This window comes from Micromonospora sp. SYSU B005 (assembly GCF_055362685.1).
The window spans coordinates 104,650-122,151 of record NZ_JAXCFU010000010.1; the positions used below are offsets into that span (position 1 = coordinate 104,650).

A 17,502-nucleotide genomic window follows, 5' to 3' on the forward strand; every position below is an offset into this window, starting at 1 on the left:
ATGAGCCGATCCGCATCGCACGTGAGCGAACCGACCGAACCCCGCGCCGTCACGCGCGGCGTCTCCGTCGTCATCCCGGTCAAGGACCGGGTGGCGGAGATGCGCCGTCAGCTGCGCAGCCTGCGCGACGCCGCCCCGAACTGCCCGGAACCGGTGGAGGTGGTGGTCGTCGACGACTCGGCGCCCGCCGCGGCCGCCGCGCACCGCGCCGCCTGCGCCGAGTACGGCGCCCGCTACGTGCGCGGCCCCCGGCACGTCGGCGCCAAACGGAACCTGGGCGTCCGGCACGCCCGCTACGACCTGCTGCTGTTCACCGACTCCGACTGCCGGGTGCCGGCCGACCTGATCACCCGGTACGCGGCCCGGCTGCGCGCCTGCGGCGAGGAGGTCGCCGGCGTCACCGGCCCGGTGGTCGTCGAGCCCGGCGACAGCGCGTTCTTCCGCGTGATGCGCCGCTCCTACCTGCTGCTCGGTGACCTGACCCGGCCGCTGCACTACGAGCGCGTGTCCTGGGGCGCCGGGGCGAACATGGCGGTGAAGCGCTCCGTCTTCGAGGCGGTCGGCGGGTTCCCGGAGGACTCCCCGATGCCGCTGGGCGGCGAGGACCTGCACCTCGGGCTGCTGCTCACCGACGCCGGTTACGTGCTGCTCACCGACCCGGACGGGGTGATCACCCACGACACCGGCGTCGCCGACACGTTCCGCGCGGTCGCCTACCGGTTCACCACGTACGGGCGCTCCGAGCAGTGGCTCTGCCTCGCCCACCCGCACCGGCGCCGGTTCGTGCTCAACACCGCCAGCACGCTCGCCGTGACCGCGCTGGCCGGGCTGCTGACCGCCCGCCGCAGCGGTGGGCGCAGCCTGCTCGCGGTGCCGGCCGTCGCGGCCGCGGTGATCGCCGCGAAGACACCCGGCCGGCTCGGCGGCGACCGGGGTCCGCGCGCGGTGGCCGAGTCGATGGCCTGCGCGGCGATCGAGACGCTCTTCGACGGGGCCGCGTTCGTCACCTCACTCCGGCTCGGCCGCCCCGACCTGCTCTTCACCGGTTTCCGCGCGCCGGACGAGGCCGACTACCAGCCGGACGGGGCGGACCATCGGCCGGACGAGGCGGACCGCCGGCCGGTCGCGCCGGTGGCGGCCTGACGGAGGGAGTGGTGGTGCCGACGACGTACCCGCTGGCCCCCGGCCAGCAGATGATGTGGGAGTTCATGACCGCGCTCGACCCGGCCCGCCCCGGCGCCTCACGGCTCGTGGTGGTGGAGTTCCGCCGGCTGCGGGGCGCGCTGCGGGTCGACGTGCTGCGGCAGGCGATGCAGGACGTGGTGGACCGGCACGACGCGCTGCGGATGCGGTTCGACCGCATCGGCGTGGAGCCCGAGGTGCGGATCCTGCCGCACGTCGAGTCGCCGCTGGAGTACGTCGACCTGTCCGGCCTGCCGCCGGCCGAGCAGCAGGCCCGGGTCGAGCGGATCGCGTACGCGCACCGCAACGACGCGTTCGACCCCGGCCGGGCGCCGCTGTGGCGGGCCGCCCTGGTCCGGCTCTCCGAGACCGAGCACGTGCTCGCGCTCTGCTTCTTCCACATGGTCTCCGACGGCTGGTCGTGCCGCGTCGTGGTGGAGGACCTGTGCCACGCGTACTCGGCCCGGCTCGGCGCGGCCGATCCGCAGCCGCCGCTGGGCGTGGACCCCACCGCGCTCGCCGCGCTCCAGGAGGCGGAGCAGGCCGGCAACGGCATCGACGCCGCCGCCCGGGCCGCGTACTGGCGGGACCGGCTGCGGCCGGTGGAGCCGTACCAGCTCTTCCCGGCGTCGACGCCGGCGCCGGACGTCGCGCTCAGCGCCGAGGTGGCCACCCGCTTCGCGTTCCCGCCGGAGGTCACCGCGCGGCTGCGTCCGGCCGCCCGGCGGGCCCGCACCAGCCCGTACGTGCTGCTGCTGGCCGCGTACCTGGTGCTGCTGTCGCGGCGGGCCGGCCGGTCCCGGGTGGTGCTGGGCACCACCACGCTGGGCCGGGAGAGCCCGTTGTCCCGGCAGCTCGTCGGTCAGTTCACGAACAACGTCTACCTGCCGGTCGACGTCGCGGCGGACGCGCCGATGAGCGCGGTGGTAGGCGCCGCGCACACCTCGCTGGCCGAGGCCGTCGCGCACGCCACCGCGTTCCACCGGCTGGCCCGGGCGGTCCGCCCCGACTTCGCGGCGATCCGCCCCTGGCCGGACAACCACCTGTTCGACGCCTGGTTCCAGTCCGCCGCGTCGGCGTCGCCGGTGCTGCACTGCCCGGGGCTGCGGGTGGAGCCGGTCGACATCACCGCCCGGCCCGCGCCCGGCACACCGCCGCCGGTGGTCGCCGCCGACGTGCCGCCCGAATGCCTGCCCGTCTGGGTCAAGCGGGGTTCGCCGATCGTCGTGGTGGACGACGACCGGGCCGGCGGCGTGGTGATCCGCAACCGGGGCGTGTTCGGCGACGACCTGGTACGCGGCCTGATCGACGACTACGTCGCGGTGGTCTCGGCGCTCGTCACCGACCCGGCCACCACCCCGGAGCGGGTACGCCTTCCTGACGGTGCGTGCTTCCTCGACCACGCGATCGGGTAGGAGTTCCGACGGACCGATCGGAGAGAGGTACGACGACCATGACGGACACCTCGACGAACCAGCACACGACGGAGCAGCCCGCGCCGCCGGTGCCACGCTCGGCCGTACGGGCCCGCTGGTCGGTGGCGCTGCTCTTCGTCATCATGGGCCTGGCCATCGGCGGGTGGTCGGCCCGCGTACCGGAGGTGCGGGACGCGGTAGGCGTCGGCAACACCGGCTGGGGCCTGGCGAACATCGCCACGAACGCCGGGGAGCTGGTCTCCCTGGTCGTGGTGGCGGTGCTGATCAGCCGGATCAACACCCGCCGGCTGGCGCTGGCCGGGGCCGCGCTGATCCTGCTCAACGCGCCGCTGCTGGCCGCGTCCACCACAGTGGTGGCGCTGGTCGGCGGCCTGGCGGTCTGGGGCTTCGCGGCGAACCTGCTGGCCACGCCGATGAACGCCCAGTCGGTAGAGGTGCAGAAGCGCTACGGGCGGCCGATCCTGTCCACGTTCCACGCCGGCTTCAGCATCGGCATGCTGGCCGGTGGCCTCTGCGGCACCGGCGCCGCGGCGATCGGGATGTCCCCGTCGGCGCAGATGGCCGTCACCAGCGTCCTGCTGGGCGCGCTGCTGATCGGCACGCACCGCTGGCTGCCTGATACGCCCCGGCAGGAGACGAAGGACGGCGAGGCCCGGCGACGGCTGCGCGACCGGTTCACCCCGCAACTGCTGCTGCTCGCGGTGATCGCGTTCCTCGCCTCGTTCATCGAGATGGCCGGCGCACAGTGGAGCGCGCTGTACGCGACCGAGGTGGCGGGCGCCGCCGCGGTGCTCGCCGCCGCCACGTACACCTGTCTGTCGCTCGCCGCCACCGTCGCCCGGCTGGTCGGAGACCGGCTGGCGGGCCGGTTCGGGCGGATCCGCTTCGTGCGGCTGTCCGCGCTCGTCGCCACAGCGGGTGTGGCGCTGCCGGTGGCGTACCCCCATCCGGCCGCGGTGATGGCCGGCTTCGGACTGCTCGGCTTCGGCCTGGCGTGCGTGACCCCGACGGTGCTCGGCTTCGCCGGCGAGCAGCCGGGCCTCACCTCCGGTGAGGGCGTCTCGGTGGTGGCGATGGGCCAGTGGCCGGGCGCGTTGCTCGCGGCGCCGGTGATCGGCCTGCTCGCCGGTGCGCTGAACCTGCGCAGCGCGTTCGTGGTGGTGGCCGTGATGGCGGTCGCCGTGGTGGCGTTGATCGGGCGGGTCCGGGCGACGGCGCTGCCCGGTGAGAGCCCGGTCCCGCCCCGGCCGTGACGGCCGGGGCGGGGCGGCGGTCAGAAGTCGTCGTCGAAGGTGACCGACCCGGTCACCCCGACCTGGTACGCCGACACCCGGCGCTCGAAGAAGTTGGACAGCTCCTGCACGTCCTGCAACTCCATGAACGCGAACGGGTTGCCGCTGCCGTACATGGGGGCGATGCCGAGCACTGCGAGGCGCCGGTCGGCCACGTGCTGGAGGTACTCGCGCATGTCCGCGAGCGACATCCCGGGCACGCCCTGCCCGAGCAGGTCCGCGGCGAAGCCCACCTCGCACTCCACCGCCTCGGCCAGCATCTCCCTCACCTGCTTCTCCATCTCGTCGTCGAACAGGTCCGGCTCCTCGGCGCGTACGGTCTCCACCACGTCGAAGGCGAACGCCATGTGCATCGACTCGTCCCGGAACACCCAGTTGGTGCCGGAGGCCAGCCCGTTGAGCAGGCCCCGGGAGCGCAGGAAGTAGACGTAGGCGAACGCGCCGTAGAAGAACAGGCCCTCGATGCACGCGGCGAAGCAGATCAGGTTGAGCAGGAACGCCCGCCGGTCCGCGCGGGTCCGCAGCTCGCGCAGCTCGAAGATCGAGTCGATCCACCGGAAGCAGAACTCGGCCTTGCGGGCGATCGACGGGATGTTCTCCACCGCGGCGAACGCGGCGAACCGTTCCTTCTCGTCCGGCACGTACGTGTCCAGCAGGTTCAGGTAGAACTGGACGTGCACCGCCTCCTCGAACAGCTGCCGGGACAGGTAGAGCCGGCCCTCGGGCGAGTTGACGTGCTGGTAGAGGTTGAGCACCAGGTTGTTGGCGACGATGGTGTCGCCGGTCGCGAAGAACGCCACCAGCCGCGACACCAGGTGCCGTTCGGCGGGGGACAGCTTCGCCAGGTCGGCGAGGTCGGAGTGCAGGTCCACCTCCTCGACCGTCCAGGTGTTCTTGATCGCGTCCTTGAAGCGGTCGAAGAAGCGCGGGTAGCGCATCGGCCGCAGGGTCAGGTCCATGCCGGGGTCGAGCAGCATGTGCCGGTTCGGTGCGGTGGTGGTCACTGGCATGCCTCGCAGCTCTCGGGGTTCTCCAGGGAACAGGCCAGCGCCTCGTCGTCGCTCACGGCGGAGACCACGCCGGAGACCGGGGCGAGCACCGGCGCGACGGTGGCCTGCTGGATGCGGGTGGCGGGACGGGAACGCAGGTAGTAGGTGGTCTTCAGCCCGGCCTTCCAGGCGTACAGGTACATCGAGGACAACTTGCCGATGGTCGGCGCGCTCAGGAACAGGTTCAGCGACTGGGACTGGTCGACGAACGGCGCCCGCGCGGCGGCCAGGTCGATCAGCGCCCGCTGCGGCAGCTCCCAGGCGGTGCGGAACAGCTCCCGAACCGGCGCGGGCAGTTCGGCGATGTCCTGCACCGAGCCCTCGGCCCGCTTGATCCGGTCGCGGACCTGCGGCGTCCACAGCCCGCGCGCCTTCAGCTCCCGCACCAGGTACGTGTTGACCTGGAGGAACTCCCCGGACATGGTCTCGCGCTTGAACAGGTTGGACACCTGCGGCTCCACGCACTCGTAGCAGCCGGCGATGGAGGCGATGGTGGCGGTCGGCGCGATCGCCACCAGCAGCGAGTTGCGCAGCCCGTGTGCGGCGATCCGCTCGCGCAGCGCCGCCCACCGTCCGGCCTGCGCCGGCTCCGCGCCCCACAGGTCCGGGTGCAGGTCACCCTTCGCGGCCCGGGTCTGCGGGTACGCCGGATGCGGCCCGAACCGCTCGGCCAGCCCGGCGGACGTCTCCAGCGCGGTCAGCAGGATCTCCTCCTGGACGCGGGTGGACAGCTCCCTGGCCTGCGCCGAGTCGAACGGCAGGCGCAGCGTGAAGAACGCGTCCTGCAACCCCATCAGCCCGAGCCCGACCGGCCGCCAGCGCGGGTTCGACGCCGCCGCCTGCTCGGCCGGGTAGTAGTTGATGTCGATCACCCGGTCGAGGAAGACCACAGCGGTGCGGACCGTGGCGCGCAGCCGCTCCCAGTCCACGCCGTCGGCGGTGACGTGGGCGCCGAGGTTCACCGACCCGAGGTTGCACACCGCCGTCTCGGCGTCGTCGTTCACCTCCAGGATCTCGGTGCACAGGTTGGACAGGTGGATCACGTTGCCCGGCTCGCCGGTCTGGTTGGACAGCCGGTTCGCGGCGTCCTTGAACGTCATCCAGCCGTTGCCGGTCTGCGCGAGCGTGCGCATCATCCGCCCGTACAGGTCCCGGGCCTTCACCGTGCGCACCGCGTTCTTCTCGGCCGCCCGGTACGCGGCGTCGAACGCCTCGCCGTACAGGTCGGGCAGCTCCGGGGCGTCCGACGGGTCGACGAGCGACCACTCGCCGTCGGCCTCGACCCGGCGCATGAACTCGTCCGGGATCCAGTTGGCGAGGTTGAGGTTGTGCGTACGCCGGGACTCCTCGCCGGTGTTGTCCCGCAGCTCCAGGAACTCCTCCACGTCCGGGTGCCACGGCTCCAGGTAGACGCAGGCCGCGCCCTTGCGCCGGCCGCCCTGGTTGACCGCGGCCACCCCGGCGTCGAGCGTCTTGAGGAACGGCACGATGCCGTTGGACCGGCCGTTGGTGCCCCGGATCAGCGCGCCCCGGCCCCGCACCCGCGACCAGGAGATGCCGATGCCGCCGGAGAACTTCGACAGCTTCGCGACCTGGTGGTACCGCTCGTAGATCGAGTCCAGCTCGTCGCGCGGCGAGTCGACCAGGAAGCACGACGACATCTGGGTGTGCCGGGTGCCGGAGTTGAACAGCGTGGGGGAGCTGGGCAGGTACGCCAGGCTGGACATCAGGCGGTAGAAGCCGACCGCCTCGCCCGGGGTGCGGGACAGCCCGCAGGCCACCCGCAGCAGCCAGTACTGCGGTGTCTCCACCACCAGCCGCGACTGCGGGTGCCGAAGCAGGTAGCGGTCCGCGACCGTGCGCAGTCCGAAGTACTCGAACCGGAGGTCGCCGTCCGGGTCCACGGCGTCGTCGAGCTTGCGGGCGTGCCGGGCCACGAACGCGGCCGTCTCGTCGCCGATCAGCCCCAGCCCGTGCGCGTACGCGATCGACTGGCTGAAGCTCGCCACGCCCTGACCGCGGACCTCCTTGTCCACGTACGCGGCGAGCAGCCGCGCCGCCAGCTTCGAGTACTGCGGCTCCTCGCCGATCAGCTCCGCCGCGGTCTGGATCGACAACCGGTCCAGCTCGGCGGTGGTCGCCCCGTCGTAGAGCCCGCTTATCGTCTTGGTGGCCACCCGCAGCGGGTCCACCTCGTCCAGGTCGGCGACCCAGCGCTCGACCGCCCGGACGATCTTGCCGACGTCCACCGGCTCGGTGTCGCCGTCCCGCTTGCGTACCCGCATCGCCGGCCGGCGGGCCTCGGACCCGCCGGTGGCGGACGGGGGACTCTCCTGCACGACAGTCATGACCTCTCCTCGCTGTCACCGTCTGGAGACGGCGGGAGACGCCAACGGGCACGGCGCGGCCGGCCCGGCTGCTGGCGTCGGTCGTCCCGCGCGACCTCCGGCCGCCGTACGCGGAGGCGTACGGCGCGCTGGCAGGTCTTCGGACTCGCGGGCCCGACCGGGGTCGCCGGTCGCCTACCGGCCGTCGCTTCCCAGGCCGATGGCCCAGTGCTGTTGACGGCTGTCGTTCCCACTCACCGCTGCGGGGCAGTCCCGGATTCCCACCGGGTTCCCTCTTGCCTCGGCCTTGCCCCCGGAGGGCTCGGCCGAACCAGCTGCGGCACCACCATATATGGCGGTGAGGGCTTGTGTGCAACACCAGATGTCGTGTCGGCGTGTCGGAATGATCTCACTGTCCACAGTGCCTACCCCCGATTCCGGCGCGGGCCGGCGGGCGCGATACTCGGCGTATGGGGAATACCGGGCGCCGCTGGGCGTGGGTGGCGGTCCTGCTCGTCGGCGGCGGGCTTCACCTGCTGGTGCTGGGGACACTCGCCGGCACCGGGACCGTCACGTTCATCCCGGCGCTGATCGTGCTCGGCGCGTGCGTCGCGCCCGCCACGTTCCTGGCCTTCGCCCAGGGGCGGCCGGCCCGCCGTCCGGTCCCCGGCTCCGTCGTCGGCGTCGCCGCGCTCCTCGGCGGCGTGGTCGGCGTGGTCGCCGCCGGCTGGCTGGAGTACGGCACGCTGCACCGCCTCGGTGTCCTGCCGATGGCGCTCGTCGGCCTGGCCGAGGAGACCGCCAAGCTGATCGTGCCGGCCGGCATCCTGCTGCTGTGGCGGCGGCACCCGTCCCCGGCGCAGGGCCTGGTGATCGGCGTCGCCTCCGGCGCCGGGTTCGCCGCGCTGGAGACCATGGGCTACGCGTTCGCCGCGTTCGTCGGGTCGGAGGGCAACCTCGGCGCGGTCGAGCGGACGCTGCTGGTTCGCGGTCTCACCGCGCCCGCCGCGCACCTGGCCTGGACCGGGCTGACCGCCGCCGCGCTGTTCACGTTCGCCGCCGCGCCCGGCGGCCGGAAGCTGGCGGCGTTCCTGCTCACCTTCGCCGCCGCCGTCACGCTGCACACCTGCTGGGACACGTTCGGCACCCAGCCCGCGTACGTGTTCATCGGCGCCGTGTCGCTGGGCTGGGTGCTGCTGCGCCTGCACCTGGACCGCGAGCGGCCGGCCCCGTCCGGGACGCCGGTCGTGCCGGCATCCCGGGAGACGGCCGCGCATCATCCCGGCTGAGCCGGGCGGCCGGCCGTCCGGCTCAGCCCGGCCCGTCAGCCGACGGCCAGCCGGACGCCGAGCGCGACGAAGGCGACAGCGCAGAGCCGGTCGACGCGCCGCGACCAGCGGCTGTCGCCCCACCGCCCGGCGAACCGTCCGGCGCCCACGCCGAGCGCCAGGTCCACGGCGAGCTGCACCGCGACGAACAGCGCCCCGAGCAGCACCAGCTGCGCCGCCACCGGGCCCGCCTCGGGCCTGACGAACTGCGGCAGGAACGCCACGCTGAACAGGATCATCTTCGGGTTGAGCAGGTTCGTCAGCAGTCCGCGCCGGAACGCCCGCCCGGCGCCGCCGTCCGGCCGGTCCGCACGCGCGCCGGGCCGGCCCGTGCCGCGCAACGCCCGCAGGCCCAGCACGATCAGGTACGCCGCACCGGCCCACCGGATCGCGGTGAACAGCACCGGGGACGCGGCGATGACGGTGGCGAGCCCGGCCACCACGGCGGCGACGTGCACCGCCTCCCCGGCGGCGACCCCGAGCGCGGCCACCGCGCCCGCCCGGGCGCCGTACCGGGTGGCGTTGGCGAGCACGAACATCATGTCCGGCCCCGGGGTGAGCATGAGCACCACGATCGCGGCCAGGTAACCGGCGAGCGTGGCGGCCGACAGTCCGAGCACCGCTCAGCCCTCCCCGGCGCCGTCGAGCAGCGCCCGGCGCAGCGCCAGCCGGTGCTCGCGCCGGATCTGCGCCTCCCGGTAGCGCCGCCGGTCGCCGTCGGTCTCGGTGTGCAGCGGCGGCACCGGCCGGGGCTGCCCGTCGTCGTCCACCGCCACCATCACCAGGTGCGCGGTCGCCACGTCCACCGGCGGCACCGCGCGGTCCCACCGGTCCGCGCTGACCTTCACCGCCACCTCCATCGAGCTGCGGCCGGCCCAGGTGATCCGGGCGTCCACGTGCACTACGTCCCCGACGCGTACCGCGCGCAGGAACGCGGTCTCGTCGATGGCGGCGGTGACGGCCGGTCCGTCGGAGTGGCGGGCGGCGACCACCCCGGCGACCGAGTCGATCAGGTTGAGGATGCGCCCGCCGTGGACCGTGCCCATCAGGTTGGTGTGGTGCTGGTCCATGATCTGCGACAGGGTCAGGTGCGAGGCCGACGGTGGTCGGCCGGTGAGCGTGATGGTGTCGGGCACTGTGCGGTTCCGTCCTCGCAGAAGCGGACCGCCGACCGGCCGGGGCGTGCACGTCGAGGACACGCCGACGGCCCTGCCTACGGCGTGTCACCCGCCCGACCCACCCGCGAGGTCGACGGCGGCGCGCACCGGTGGTACGCGCGACGCGGGCAGGTCTTCGGACTCGCGGGCGTGACACGAGGTCGCCTACTGGCCGTCGCTTCCCAGGCCGTGGCCCAGTGCTGTTGACGGCTGTCGTTCCCACTCACCGCTGCGGGGCAGTCCCGGACTTCCACCGGGTTCCCTCTTACGACACCCGGCCGTCGCCGACCGGGTGAACCAGCGCTTCCCGCAGCGTAGCCCAGCGTCCGAGGCCGGCGGCACAGGCGTCAGGACGGCGCCGATCCCGTCACAGCGGCAAGCGGCGCCGCGCCGAACGACACCGCGAACCGCTTGCACCAGATAGACACGCTGCGCAGACCGTCCAGGTCTACCGACGCCGGGATGTCGTACGCCTGGTCGCCGATGTTGCCCTTGAGCCGGCCCAGCTCGACCCAGCGGCCGTCGTCGAACACCTGCCAGCCGGCCCGGCCGGGCAGCACCTTCCGGTCGGTGAGCCACACCCGCAGGTCGGGCCCGTCCGAGGTGTCCAGTCCGCGCAGGAGCAGCTGACGACGGCCGTCGGCGAGGCGGACGAGCTGCGCCCGGCCGGCCGTGTCGTGCTCGTGGGTGACGAAGTCACCGGCGGCGAGCACCACGTCGGCGGGCGGCGCGCCGGTCGGCGACGGGCCGGTCGTGCCGGAAGCCGGTGAGCCGGTCGTGCCGGCCGGCTGCGGCTCCGCCACAGTGGGCAGCGTCTCGCGTACCTCGCGGTCGGTCACCAGCCGCCACGGCTGGAACAGGTACAGGCTCACCCCGAGGCCGGTGACGGCCACGACGGCGAGCACCGACAACACCACACGTCTTCTGCCCATGCCCCGACGGTAGGCGCGGATCCGGCGGAAAGATCTTTCCGTCCGCTTACGGCCCGACCGCGGGCCGCCGCGCCGGGACGCCGATGGGTAGCGTCTGGCGCATGGGGCGCTACGTGCTCGTCGTCGACGACGACCGGACGGTGAGCGACGTCGTCCGGCGCTATCTGGAGCAGGACGGCTGCCGGGTCCGGCTGTCCTTCGACGGGCCGGACGCGCTCGCCGCGGCCGAGGAGGAGCCGCCCGACCTGGTGGTCCTCGACCTGATGATGCCGGGCCTCGACGGCATCGAGGTGTGCCGGCGGCTGCGGCGCCGGCTGCCCGGCCTGCCGGTCGTCATGCTCACCGCGCTCGGGGACGAGGCCGACCGGGTCGCCGGGCTGGAGGTCGGCGCGGACGACTACGTGACCAAGCCGTTCTCGCCGCGCGAACTCGTGCTGCGCATCAGGTCGGTGCTCCGGCGCGCGGCCCCGCAGGACCGGGGACCGACAGGGCTGCTGCGCGACGGCGACCTCACCGCGGACACCGGCCGCCGCGTCGCCGAGCGCGGCGGGCAGCAGCTGTCGCTGACCGTACGGGAGTTCGACCTGCTCGCGTTCCTGCTGGCGAACCCCGGACGCGCCTGGTCACGGGCCGAGCTGCTGGACCGCGTGTGGGGCTGGCGGTTCGGCGACCAGTCCACAGTCACCGTCCACGTCCGGCGGCTGCGGGAGAAGATCGAGGACCACCCGGCGCAGCCGCGCCGCATCGTCACCGTGTGGGGCGTCGGTTACCGGTACGAGCCGTCGGAGGCGTCCCGGTGAACGAACTGATGGTCATCGGGCTCTACGCCCTGCTCGCCGGCGCTGCCGTCGGCGCGCTCGGCGTCGGCGCGCTGCGGCTTGTGCGCCACCGGTCGATCCTCGCGCACATCGCGGTGCTGCTCGCGGTCACCATCGCCTCGGTGACGGCGGGCGTCACCGCCGTCGCCCAGGCCATGTTCCTGTCCGCGCACGACCTCCAGGTCGTCCTCGTCACTGTCGCCGCGTCCGCGGCGCTCAGCCTGGCCGTCGGGGTGGCGTTCGCCCGCCGCCTCGCCCAGGCGGCGGTCTGGGCCGACCAGGCCCGGCAGCGGGAACGGCAGCTGGAGGCCGGCCGCCGCGAGCTGGTCGCGTGGGTCTCCCACGACCTGCGTACGCCGCTCGCAGGGCTGCGGGCGATGGCGGAGGCGCTGGAGGACCGGGTGGTCGACGAGCCGGCGGCGGTGGCCGAGTACCACCGCCGGATCAGGGTCGAGACGGACCGGATGACACGCCTGGTCGACGACCTGTTCGAGCTGTCCCGGATCACCGCCGGTGCGCTGCGGCCCGCCCTGTCCCCGGTGCCGCTCGGCGACGTGGTCTCCGACGCGATCGCCGCCACCGCGCCGCTGGCCGCCGACCGGCGGGTGCGGGTGCTCGCCCCGGAGACCGGCTGGCCGACCGTCCGGGCCGCCGAGGCCGAACTCGCCCGCGTCGTGACGAACCTGCTCGTCAACTCGGTGCGGTACACGCCACCGGACGGCACTGTGCGCATCGACGCCGGCCGGGACGATGACGACGCGTGGCTCGCCGTCTCCGACACCTGCGGCGGCATTCCCGAGGCGGACCTGCCCCGGGTGTTCGACGTGGCGTTCCGGGGCACCCGGGCCCGTACCCCCGCACCGGCCGGCGCCGACGAGGCGGCGCCGGCCGGCGGCGGCCTGGGGCTGGCGATCGTGCGCGGACTGGTCGAGGCGCACGGCGGGCGGGTGCACGCGCACAACGTGACCGGCGGGTGCCGGTTCGTGGTCCGCCTGCCGGCGGTCTGACCGGGCCGGTCAGGCGGCGTCCGGGGGACCGGTCTCCACCAGGCGTCCGTCCGCCAGGCGCAGCCAGCGGCCCACGTCGATCGCGGCGAGGAACCGCTCGTCGTGGCTGACCACCAGCAACGCGCCCCGGTAGGCGTGCAGCGCGCTCTCCAACTGGCCGACGCTGACCAGGTCGAGGTTGTTCGTCGGCTCGTCGAGCAGCAGGAGATGCGGGGCCGGTTCGGCGCCCAGCACGCACGCGAGCGTGGCGCGCAGCCGCTCCCCGCCGGAGAGCACCCCGACCGGAAGGTGCGCGCGCGGGCCGCGGAACAGGAAGCGGGCCAGCAGGTTCATCCGCTGCGCGTCCGGGGCCTGCGGCGCGAACGCGGCCAGGTTCTCCGCCACGGTACGGTCCAGATCCAGCAGGTCCAGCCGCTGCGACAGGTACGCGATCCGGCCGTCCGCGCGGGTGATCCGGCCGCTCTCGGGCTCCAGGTCGCCGTCGATCAGCCGCAGCAGCGTGGACTTGCCCGCGCCGTTGTCGCCGAGCAGGGCGATCCGTTCCGGACCGCGGATCGTCAGGTCGACCCCGTCGGCGGCGAACAGCGACCGCTCGCCGTGCCGGACCTGCACCCCTTCGGCGGTCAGCAGCGTGCGTCCGGCCGGGACGGTGGTGGCGGGCAGCTCCACCGTGATCGTCTTCTCGTTGCGCAGCGCCCGCTCGGCCTCGTCCAGCCGTGCCCGGGCGTCGTCGACCCGCCCGGAGTGCATCTCGTTCGCCTTGCCCGCTGCCACCTGCGCGTCCCGCTTCAAGCCGCCGGCGACGATCCTCGCCAGACCCGCGTTCTTCAGGTTCCGGGAGGCGTTGCCGGCTCGCCGGGCCGCCCGTTCGCGGGCCTCCTGCAACTCCCGCTTCTCCCGCTTGAGGTCCTGTTCGGCGCTGCGGACGTTCTTCTCCGCCACCTCCTGTGCGGCCCGCACGGCCGCCTCGTACGAGGTGAAGTCGCCGCCGTGGAAGCGCATCTCACCGCGGTCGAGTTCGGCGATGCGGTCCATCCGGTCCAGCAGCGCCCGGTCGTGACTGACCAGCAGCAGGCAGCCGTGCCACTGTTCCAGCACGTCGTAGAGGCGGTGCCGGGCGCCCAGGTCGAGGTTGTTGGTCGGCTCGTCGAGCAGCAGCACGTCGGGCTGCTTGAGCAGTTGCGCCGCCAGACCGAGGGAGACCACCTGCCCGCCGCTGAGCGTGCCCAGGCGCCTGTCGAAGGCGAGGTCGCCGAGGCCGAGCCGGTCGAGTTGCGCGCGCGTGCGTTCCTCGATGTCCCAGTCGGCGCCGATCGTGGTGAAGTGCTTCTCGTCGGCGTCGCCGGCCTCGATGGCGTGCAGCGCCGCGATCAGCGGGGCGATCTCCAGGACCTCGGCCACTGTCAGGTCGGCGGCCAGCGGCAGGCTCTGCGGGAGGTAGCCCAGCACGCCGTCGACGGTCACCGACCCGGCGGCCGGGCGGTACTCGCCGGCGATCAGCTTGAGCAGCGTGCTCTTGCCGGCGCCGTTCGGCGCGACCAGACCGGTCCGGCCGCCGCCGAGGGTGAAGGAGAGGTTCTGGAAGACCGGGGTGTCGTCCGGCCAGGAGAAGGTCAGGTTCGAGCAGACGACGAAGGAATCGGACATCAGGAAGACGACCTCGAAGATGAGGGCGGGCGGACCTCAGCCGCCCGGCGGGGGACACGGTCTCGGGGTACGACGGAACGACCACGGCGCTCGCCTGCGGTCGGTCACATGTCCGGTCTCACCCGGAGATGTCGTCGTCACCCGCCATGTCTGGTCTCCCTGCCTGCCTGATCGCCACTGGATCACTCCGGTCCACCGTAGCACCGGCGGTGGTCGCCAGGCGGTCCTGGAGACGGGCGTGCCGGAACTGGTAGACCGGCCCCACCGTGCGCAGCACCGACCGGCGGTGCGCGTCGTCGAGGAATCGGTGCAGCCGCAGCGGCGCCACCCCGGTACGGCGCAGCTCGACGATGACGAGCAGGGCGCGCCAGGTCTGCGAGGACGTCACGCCGAGCAGGAAGCCGCCGACGATGCCACAGGCGATGCCACCTTCCGCCGACCCGGCGAGCCGCCCCACCAGGCCACCCAGGACGCCGAGCACGGACCCGAGCCAGAGGCCGCCGCCCACCGCGGACCACAGGTCCCGCCGCCAGGACAGCCGCGACGACACCGGGTCGTCCTCGCCCGCCGAGCCGGCCATCGCCAGGTACAGGCCCAGGGAGAGGCAACCGAGAAAACCGGTCGCGGTGAAGGCGAGGAAGACCGGGAAGGCCCGGCCGGACCCGATGCCTGTGACGTCGGCGCACGCGGCGACGAGGAGCCCGAAGAAGCCCAGGAACAACGCACCGGTGAGCCCGGCGCCGAGCACGTTCTCCATCCGCTGACGGCTGATCACCCGGCTCCACCTGATCCGGCGGAGCCGCAGCGGACGCCGGCCGATCAGCACGTCCCGGGAGAGCTTGGCGGTGAACGTGAGCACCAGCCCGAACGCCAGCCCGGCCAGGACGCCGAACGCCGGGCCCGCGAGCAACCCCGCGCTCAGTCCGGCGCCGAGGCCGGTGACGAGCACCGTCGAGACCGCGTACAGGTCCCAGGAGGTGAACGACGCCAGGTGCCACCACACCAGATCGCGGCTGCCCGCCCGGTTCATCAGGTGGGCGAGGTGACCGAGCCAGCGCGCCGCCTGCGCAGCCGTGTAGCGCGGCTCCGGTACGCCGGGCTGGACGGCGTACGCCGCGGGGAGCACCCGGTCGAGCAGGGCGTCCTCCACCGCCTCCCGGCTGTGGTAGCGGTCGAGCAGCTCCGCGGCATCGTCGTCGGTGGTCACCGTGTCCCGGAACAGGCTCAGCATCAGCGGGCTGCGCAGCGCCTGCGCGACGGGACTGTCCGGCCGGTCGCGCACCTCGTCCACCAGCCGTTGCCACCCCGGCGGCAACGGCTGGGTCCGGCTCCGGGTGACGTACGCGGCGATGTCCGTGCCGGTCAGCGGCTCCAGCTCCAGGGCGGCGGCGCCGGAGAGGTGCCGGGCGGCGGCCACCGCCTCCACCAGCTCGCGGCTGCGGGTCGTCACCACCAGCCGGAACGTGGTCTGGACGTCGAGCGCGCGCAGGGCGACCGGTCGCAGGTCCGGCGGCAGTTCGTCCAGCCCGTCCAGGAAGAGGGCGACGTGCCCGCCCGTGACGAGCCGGCGGGCCGGTTCGAGCCCGCCGAGGACATCGTGATCGGCGGCCAGCCGGGCGGCCAGCCAGTCGGCGACCGGTTGCCGGCGTGGATCCCAGCCGGACACGGTCAGCAGCACCGGCACGGGTACCCGTGCGCGTTCCTGCTCCGGCAGGCGCTGCCGGTGCTCCAGCGCGTCGATCAGCAGCAGGACGACCGCTGCCGACTTGCCCGCCCCGGGCCCGCCGAGCAGCAGGAGGCGGCCGGAGCCCAGGCCCGCGTACACCCGGAAGAGGTCGTGCAGGTCGCCGTGGGCGAGGTCGGCCGCCCGCACCGGCGGGACGGCCGGCAGGGGCGGGAACCGGACCAGGTCGCCCTCGGTCGCGGCGGCGTCCACCGGCCCGGTGACCGGCCGGTCCGACCACCGCCAGTGGACCCGGATCGGAACCGGCGCCCACAGCCCGCGCTCGGTCGCCGCGCGGCTCCACTGCGCGAGGACGGCGGCGGCCAGCTCGTCGGCCGCCCGCTGCGCCTCGGGGCCGGGGCGGCGTGTGCCCCGGTGGTTGCGCCGCCACAGCCAGCCCAGGATCGGCCCGCCGGCCGCCAGGACGGCGAGGACCGACTGCAGCAGGGTGAGCTGCCGGTCGGTGGCGTTCGGCAGCCAGGCGACCGACGCGCCGAGCCCGGCCGCGACGAGCATCGCCAGCACCGACCAGACCCCCCGCCGCATCCCGGTAGTGTGCCAGCCGACCGGCTGTCCACACAGGCCCGTTCGCCGAGCCGGGAGTGGTGCGGCCCTATGCTCCTGGCCATGTCCCAGGTGACCGCGAGCCGCTGGTTCGGGCCGGCCGGCTCCTCGTCCGGCGACGCCCAGGTGTTCGTCTTCCCGTACGCCGGTGGCGTCGCCGCCTCCTTCGCGCAGTGGCGGGAACTGGCCGCGCCGGAGCTGTCGGTGCAGGTCGCGCTGCTGCCGGGCCGGGGCGCCCGGCTGCACGAGCCGCCGCTGGACGACCTCGCGGAGCTGGTGGACGCGCTGGCGACAGCCGTCGCCGAGCGGGCGTCCGGGCCGTACCTGCTGTTCGGCCACAGCCTGGGGGCGCTGGTGGCGTTCGAGGTGACCCGGGAGCTGCGCCGCCGGGACGCGCCCGCGCCGCTGGCGTTGCTCGTCGGCGGCGCGGAGGCGCCGGGGACCCGGCTGGTACGGCGGCGCGTGCACGACCTCGACGACGCCGGTCTGATCGACGCGCTGCGCGACTTCGGGGCGACGCCGGCCGCGCTGCTGGCCGACCGCGACCTGATGGAGCTGATCCTGCCCGGGGTACGGGCCGACTTCGCGCTGTCCGAGCGGTACGCCTACCGCCAAGGGCCGCCGCTGGAGGTGCCGGTGCACGTGCTGCTCGGCGACCGGGACGAGCACGTGGACCCGGACCGGGCCGCGGGGTGGGCCCGGGAATGTGTCACCGAGCCGCGGTGGCACGTGTTTCCCGGCGGGCATTTCTTCCTTACCGACCATCTGCCGGAAATCATCGACCTAATGCGACACATCGTCGCCAGTCACACCCCTGTGGCGGAATAAGCGACAAAGAACGGGTAAGGACTCGTACCCGTGCCGGACCTTCCACAATGTCCGGTATTCGACCTGGTGAACGGCCGAGAAGCGGTGTTAAAGTCTGCCATCCGTTCGCCGAAGGGACGTCGCTGACGAGGCGGCATACTGTCGCGTGCGCCGAGGTGTCCATGAGCCGGCCGTACCTTCCGTCCCTGGTCCTGCGCGATTACCTGCATACC

Annotated in this window: 14 protein-coding genes and 2 riboswitches; of the genes, 7 read left to right on the forward strand and 7 right to left on the reverse strand. The window is 73.7% G+C overall.

The genetic code is table 11. The features are described 5' to 3' along the window. The 3 genes from SM452_RS22285 to SM452_RS22295 are packed head-to-tail and all read left to right on the forward strand — an operon-like array spanning position 1 to position 3,871. Positions 1-1,143, forward strand: a complete 1,143-nt coding sequence (locus SM452_RS22285) for a glycosyltransferase (protein WP_463840605.1) — start codon at positions 1-3, stop codon at positions 1,141-1,143. A 14-nt stretch (positions 1,144-1,157) separates the two neighbouring features. Then, positions 1,158-2,597, forward strand: coding sequence for a condensation domain-containing protein (locus tag SM452_RS22290; protein ID WP_463840606.1), 1,440 nt, complete (start codon positions 1,158-1,160; stop codon positions 2,595-2,597). A 38-nt stretch (positions 2,598-2,635) separates the two neighbouring features. Then, positions 2,636-3,871 carry an MFS transporter gene (locus SM452_RS22295; RefSeq protein WP_463840607.1) on the forward strand — a complete coding sequence of 412 codons (1,236 nt, stop codon included), beginning with the start codon at positions 2,636-2,638 and terminating at the stop codon, positions 3,869-3,871. Positions 3,872-3,891: 20 nt separating this feature from the next. On the opposite strand, the gene SM452_RS22300 is transcribed toward SM452_RS22295, so the two are convergent. Together SM452_RS22300 and SM452_RS22305 are read right to left on the reverse strand one after the other, a co-directional pair. Beyond that, complete coding sequence (locus tag SM452_RS22300) at positions 3,892-4,920, reverse strand: ribonucleotide-diphosphate reductase subunit beta (protein ID WP_355510637.1); 1,029 nt, start codon at positions 4,918-4,920, stop codon at positions 3,892-3,894. Next, positions 4,911-7,307 carry a ribonucleoside-diphosphate reductase subunit alpha gene (locus tag SM452_RS22305; RefSeq protein ID WP_410054932.1) on the reverse strand — a complete coding sequence of 799 codons (2,397 nt, stop codon included), beginning with the start codon at positions 7,305-7,307 and terminating at the stop codon, positions 4,911-4,913. The genes SM452_RS22300 and SM452_RS22305 overlap by 10 nt, the downstream gene beginning before the upstream one ends. A gap of 114 nt (positions 7,308-7,421) precedes the next feature. Then, a riboswitch (cobalamin riboswitch) is annotated at positions 7,422-7,637 on the reverse strand. 119 nt (positions 7,638-7,756) lie between these two features. Between SM452_RS22305 and SM452_RS22310 the strand changes: the two genes are divergently transcribed. After that, positions 7,757-8,575, forward strand: a complete 819-nt coding sequence (locus SM452_RS22310; protein ID WP_463840608.1) for a PrsW family glutamic-type intramembrane protease — start codon at positions 7,757-7,759, stop codon at positions 8,573-8,575. A gap of 35 nt (positions 8,576-8,610) precedes the next feature. On the opposite strand, the gene SM452_RS22315 is transcribed toward SM452_RS22310, so the two are convergent. The 3 genes from SM452_RS22315 to SM452_RS22325 form a co-directional block, all read right to left on the reverse strand. Next, a complete protein-coding gene (locus SM452_RS22315; RefSeq protein ID WP_355510641.1) occupies positions 8,611-9,234 on the reverse strand; it encodes a LysE family translocator in 624 nt (207 codons plus the stop codon). Between the two features lie 3 nt (positions 9,235-9,237). Further along, complete coding sequence (locus tag SM452_RS22320) at positions 9,238-9,750, reverse strand: acyl-CoA thioesterase (RefSeq protein WP_262014268.1); 513 nt, start codon at positions 9,748-9,750, stop codon at positions 9,238-9,240. A 131-nt stretch (positions 9,751-9,881) separates the two neighbouring features. Beyond that, positions 9,882-10,088, reverse strand: a riboswitch (cobalamin riboswitch). 30 nt (positions 10,089-10,118) lie between these two features. Then, a complete protein-coding gene (locus SM452_RS22325; RefSeq protein WP_355510644.1) occupies positions 10,119-10,703 on the reverse strand; it encodes a DM13 domain-containing protein in 585 nt (194 codons plus the stop codon). Positions 10,704-10,804: 101 nt separating this feature from the next. Here SM452_RS22325 and SM452_RS22330 point away from each other — a divergent pair, with 101 nt between their 5' ends. Continuing rightward, positions 10,805-11,503, forward strand: coding sequence for a response regulator transcription factor (locus SM452_RS22330; RefSeq protein ID WP_463840609.1), 699 nt, complete (start codon positions 10,805-10,807; stop codon positions 11,501-11,503). A gap of 8 nt (positions 11,504-11,511) precedes the next feature. Next, positions 11,512-12,528, forward strand: a complete 1,017-nt coding sequence (locus SM452_RS22335; RefSeq protein WP_262014307.1) for a sensor histidine kinase — start codon at positions 11,512-11,514, stop codon at positions 12,526-12,528. A gap of 9 nt (positions 12,529-12,537) precedes the next feature. On the opposite strand, the gene SM452_RS22340 is transcribed toward SM452_RS22335, so the two are convergent. Together SM452_RS22340 and SM452_RS22345 are read right to left on the reverse strand one after the other, a co-directional pair. Continuing rightward, entirely contained in the window at positions 12,538-14,175 is a 1,638-nt protein-coding gene (locus tag SM452_RS22340; protein WP_463840610.1) for an ABC-F family ATP-binding cassette domain-containing protein, read from the reverse strand. Between the two features lie 118 nt (positions 14,176-14,293). Next, positions 14,294-16,444, reverse strand: coding sequence for a hypothetical protein (locus SM452_RS22345; RefSeq protein ID WP_463840611.1), 2,151 nt, complete (start codon positions 16,442-16,444; stop codon positions 14,294-14,296). An 81-nt stretch (positions 16,445-16,525) separates the two neighbouring features. Here SM452_RS22345 and SM452_RS22350 point away from each other — a divergent pair, with 81 nt between their 5' ends. Continuing rightward, entirely contained in the window at positions 16,526-17,290 is a 765-nt protein-coding gene (locus SM452_RS22350) for a thioesterase II family protein (RefSeq protein ID WP_463840612.1), read from the forward strand. The last annotated feature ends 212 nt before the right edge of the window (positions 17,291-17,502 follow it).

What these genes read in the sequence shown, in the direction of transcription:
- SM452_RS22285 (WP_463840605.1), top strand. Translation starts at nt 1, where the DNA reads ATGAGCCGATCCGCATCGCACGTGAGCGAACCGACCGAACCCCGCGCC.
- SM452_RS22295 (WP_463840607.1), top strand. Translation starts at nt 2,636, where the DNA reads ATGACGGACACCTCGACGAACCAGCACACGACGGAGCAGCCCGCGCCG.
- SM452_RS22300 (WP_355510637.1), bottom strand. Translation starts at nt 4,920, where the DNA reads ATGCCAGTGACCACCACCGCACCGAACCGGCACATGCTGCTCGACCCC.
- SM452_RS22305 (WP_410054932.1), bottom strand. Translation starts at nt 7,307, where the DNA reads ATGACTGTCGTGCAGGAGAGTCCCCCGTCCGCCACCGGCGGGTCCGAG.
- SM452_RS22310 (WP_463840608.1), top strand. Translation starts at nt 7,757, where the DNA reads ATGGGGAATACCGGGCGCCGCTGGGCGTGGGTGGCGGTCCTGCTCGTC.
- SM452_RS22325 (WP_355510644.1), bottom strand. Translation starts at nt 10,703, where the DNA reads ATGGGCAGAAGACGTGTGGTGTTGTCGGTGCTCGCCGTCGTGGCCGTC.
- SM452_RS22330 (WP_463840609.1), top strand. Translation starts at nt 10,805, where the DNA reads ATGGGGCGCTACGTGCTCGTCGTCGACGACGACCGGACGGTGAGCGAC.
- SM452_RS22335 (WP_262014307.1), top strand. Translation starts at nt 11,512, where the DNA reads ATGGTCATCGGGCTCTACGCCCTGCTCGCCGGCGCTGCCGTCGGCGCG.
- SM452_RS22340 (WP_463840610.1), bottom strand. Translation starts at nt 14,175, where the DNA reads ATGTCCGATTCCTTCGTCGTCTGCTCGAACCTGACCTTCTCCTGGCCG.
- SM452_RS22345 (WP_463840611.1), bottom strand. Translation starts at nt 16,444, where the DNA reads ATGCGGCGGGGGGTCTGGTCGGTGCTGGCGATGCTCGTCGCGGCCGGG.
- SM452_RS22350 (WP_463840612.1), top strand. Translation starts at nt 16,526, where the DNA reads ATGTCCCAGGTGACCGCGAGCCGCTGGTTCGGGCCGGCCGGCTCCTCG.